Here is a 3896-nt window from a genome sequence, read left to right as displayed (position 1 = left end):
CCCCGGTGGAATCGCGGTCAAAGCGAAGCAAACGAAGGCCTTCGAGCTCCTGAGAGAGCAGTTCCAACACCTTCTGCGTCCCGGCCCCAAAGGGTTTGAAAGCCGTGGAACCACAGTGACTGCAACGGTTCTCCAGGTCCTCACGATGATCACACCAATGGCATCGCAGCCACTGACGTCCGGCCTGGCCGCGGTGAACGGTGAGCGCCACATCGCAGTGGGGGCACATCACCACCTCGCCGCAACTGCGGCAGCTCAAAAAGGGGCTATACCCCCGACGAGGCACCAAAACCACGGCCTGTTCGCCCTGCTCTGGCAGCGCCGCAAGACGATCCATCAAGGCGCGACTGACCAGACGCTTGTGCCCTTCGGTCAGCTCATGGCGCATGTCGATCACATGCACAGGAGGTAGGGACTGCTGGGAAATCCGCTCGGTCAGGCGCACCAAAGTCAAGGCACCTTCGGGGCCCGATTGAATCCAGCTCTCGAGCGACGGTGTAGCGCTGCCCAGCACAAGCCGTGCCTGTTGCATCGCAACCCGGTCCAAGGCCAAGTCCCGGGCGTGATAGCAGGGCATCGGGGCGTCTTGCTTGTAAGAGCTGTCGTGCTCCTCATCCAGAACGACCAGCCCCAGCGGCTTCAACGGCACGAACACAGCGGAGCGGGTTCCCACCACCACCAACGGCTGTTCGGCAGCAAGACAGCGGCGCCAGGTTCGAACCCGTTCGGCGTCACCACAACCGCTGTGGTATTCCACGACGCGCGAGCCGAAGCGTTTGCGGCAGCGGTCAACGAGTTGGGGGATCAATCCGATCTCGGGGGTGAGCAGCAGGACCTGCCGGCCCCGCTCCAGCTCCTGGGCAGCCAGTTGGAGGTACACCTCGGTCTTGCCGGAGCCGGTGATTCCCCAGAGAAGCAGTCCACGCCCCGGAGAAAGCTGTTGGTAGGCCTTAACCACGTCCTGCTGCTCAGCGGTCAAGGCCTGGGGAAGCTCCTTGGGGCCAGAACCACCTAAGGAACCCTTGTCCTCACAACGACGCTGCTCACGCACCAGGTAGCCCTGCTGGATCAGGGGCGGCAGCAATTGGGCCCCAAACCCACTGGCCACTAGGTCCCGTTGCCAAGCGCCGTCTCCCTGGCCCTCCAACCAAACCAGAAGCTCCCGCTGGCGAGGGGTGGGTGGGTCCGCAGCATTAGGGGGGACCCGAGCCTGAAGCCACCACATCTGACGCCCGCCGGCCAGGGAGCGCTGGCCGACCTGACCGATCCAGCCCGCCGGCAGAGCCGCCTTCAAGGTGCGGAAGACACTGAGATGGCAACGGTCCGCCACCCGCTCCAGCCAGCTGTACCAATCCGAATCGACGGCAGCTGGCTGCAGGAGCGATTCCACCGGTTGCAGCTCCTGAGGATCCTGCTCAGCCCACTCCCGCTCCGCCACCACCAGCCCATGCATGGCTCGACCCCGGAGGCTCACCCGCACCAGATCTCCCGGCATCAATCCCATGCTGGGGTCTGCGGCATAGCTGAAGGAGCGCCCTTCCCGCCCGGCCTCCAGCCAGACCTCAACGCATCGTTGCTGCTGCTGCTGCTGCGACAGGACCTTGCAAACTTCGGAAGACTTCATTAGCGTGGACAAGTTGAACAGTTTCTGCCAACCCTGCGCTCGATCCAGAGGGAAGACACAGAGTCTGAAGTCAAGGTCTTATTCCTTGCCACTTTGACCGGTCTGAGACCACCCCGGACGGCACAGACACAATCAGTCCAAGCGTTTCGTCGACTCGCGGACACCACCATCAGCCTATGAACTCCGTCTCAGCGTTAGCTGCGTCGTTCTCTTTCGTTTGAACGGAAGTTCCTGGTTCCGGCCACAGCCAATGGTCCGTTGTCTCCGCTCTTGCACTCCCCCTTCATCCGACTTCGACTACCACCATGACCCCTGCTGCCACCAAAGCTGCCAAGCCAGACATCGTTCTTCTGGCCAATGCTGACGGCAAGGTGAAGGAAGTCGCCAACGGTTCCGACAAAGAGGCCAAAAAAGCCCCCGCACGCCGACGAACCAGCAAGGCGAGCGCAAAGGACCTGAGCGCCGCGGCCGACGAACTGCTCGCGGCTGCTGATCAAGCAAAGGCGTCGGGAACCACCAAAAAGGCTGCGGCGAAAACCACCAAACCCAAAACAACAACGAAAAAGGCCACAACAAAGAAGGCAGCCACCACCAAGAAAACCGCCACTAAGGCATCAACAGCCAAAGCAGCTGCAGCGAAACCCACTGCCGAAGAGAAAGCCAAAACCGCAGCCGCTGAGAAGGAAGCCAAGGCCAAAGCCCTGGCCAGCATCAAGATCGGCCCCAAAGGCGTCTATACCGAAGACTCCATCCGGGTTTATCTGCAGGAAATCGGACGGATCCGCCTGCTGCGTCCCGACGAAGAGATCGAACTGGCCCGCAAAATTGCCGATCTTCTTTACCTCGAGGAACTGGCCGCTCAATTTGAAAGTGACAACGGCCGGGAACCCGACAACAAAGAGTGGGCGGCCTTGGTGGAAATGCCGCTCATCCGCTTCCGACGGCGCTTGATGCTGGGCCGACGGGCCAAGGAAAAAATGGTGCAATCCAACTTGCGCCTGGTGGTCTCGATTGCCAAGAAGTACATGAATCGGGGCCTGAGCTTCCAAGACCTGATTCAGGAAGGAAGCCTTGGCCTGATTCGTGCAGCCGAAAAGTTCGACCACGAAAAGGGCTACAAGTTCTCCACTTACGCCACCTGGTGGATTCGTCAGGCAATCACACGCGCCATTGCCGATCAGAGCCGCACCATCCGCCTGCCGGTGCACCTCTACGAAACGATCTCCAGGATCAAGAAGACCACCAAGGTTCTCTCCCAGGAATTCGGCCGGAAGCCAACGGAAGAAGAAATCGCAGAATCGATGGAAATGACCATCGAAAAACTGCGTTTCATCGCCAAGAGTGCCCAGCTGCCAATCTCCCTAGAAACCCCCATCGGCAAGGAAGAGGATTCCCGCCTGGGTGATTTCATCGAAGCCGATATCGAGAATCCCGAGCAGGACGTTGCCAAGAACCTGCTGCGTGAAGACCTGGAGGGTGTTTTGGCTACCCTCAGCCCCCGCGAGCGCGATGTGCTGCGCCTGCGCTACGGCTTGGACGACGGGCGGATGAAAACCCTCGAGGAAATTGGCCAGATTTTTGATGTGACCCGGGAACGGATCCGTCAGATTGAAGCCAAGGCCCTGCGCAAATTGCGCCACCCCAACCGCAATGGGGTACTGAAGGAATACATCAAATAAGCCCGAACTGAGCCTGCAACCAAACATTCACGGGAGTAGTACATAAGTACATTTTGCCTGGCTCAACGGCTCAATGGACTCCTATAACGATCGTGAGGGAATTGAGACGCCCTCCTCACACGGAAAAGATCAAACCCTGGTCTGAGACTGGGGTTTTCCTTTGGGAAAAAGAAAGGGGCATCGCGACAGGTTCACGGAGTGCCCTCGAAGGTCTCCGTAAATTCCTGAAATGCACGCTTCAGGCGCTCCACCGGAGTTTCTTCCAGGGGGCACTCCTGGCGTGTTTCTAGCGCATAGGCCTGGAGCAGGCGAGCATCCGGCTCGAGAATAGAGGCCACCGCCCCCTTGAACAGAACCAGATTGTGCTGTGATGTCAGCCCCGCCAGGTAAGGCTGAAGCACCCAGCCGGACTGCCCGTCCTGCAAGGGCTCCGCCGCTGATCGCACCAGACGCGGCCGCAGCAGTTGGTAGGCATGGTCTCTATCGCGATCTGTGGTGTGGCGCAGCCGCGCCATCAGGACATCGCCACTGCACAACAGGATCAGACGAATGGAACCCTCAGCCACCAATGGAAGCATGGTCTCCTGCTCTTG

3 protein-coding genes are annotated in these 3896 nt (G+C 59.9%); 1 reads left to right on the top strand and 2 read right to left on the bottom strand.

Going from position 1 to position 3896, the window contains the following annotated elements; translation table 11 throughout:
* On the bottom strand, nt 1-1624 hold a 1624-nt coding region (gene priA, locus ACGVJ8_RS07780), incomplete at its 3' end, for a primosomal protein N' (protein ID WP_392346969.1).
* Nucleotides 1625-1929: 305 nt separating this feature from the next.
* Between priA and rpoD the strand changes: the two genes are divergently transcribed.
* The gene (gene rpoD, locus ACGVJ8_RS07775) at nt 1930-3303 is read left to right on the top strand and encodes an RNA polymerase sigma factor RpoD (protein WP_392346967.1); all 1374 of its coding nucleotides are present in this window, start codon (nt 1930-1932) and stop codon (nt 3301-3303) included.
* Between the two features lie 191 nt (nt 3304-3494).
* Here rpoD and ACGVJ8_RS07770 read toward each other — a convergent pair.
* A partial coding sequence (locus tag ACGVJ8_RS07770; RefSeq protein WP_392346965.1) for a hypothetical protein occupies nt 3495-3896 on the bottom strand: 402 nt, incomplete at its 5' end.

The organism is Parasynechococcus sp. (genome assembly GCF_042954245.1).
GTDB lineage: Bacteria > Cyanobacteriota > Cyanobacteriia > PCC-6307 > Cyanobiaceae > Parasynechococcus.
Note: the sequence above shows the minus strand (reverse complement) of the source record. Positions and strands in the feature narration are given on the sequence as shown.

What these genes read in the sequence shown, in the direction of transcription:
- rpoD (WP_392346967.1), top strand. Translation starts at nt 1,930, where the DNA reads ATGACCCCTGCTGCCACCAAAGCTGCCAAGCCAGACATCGTTCTTCTG.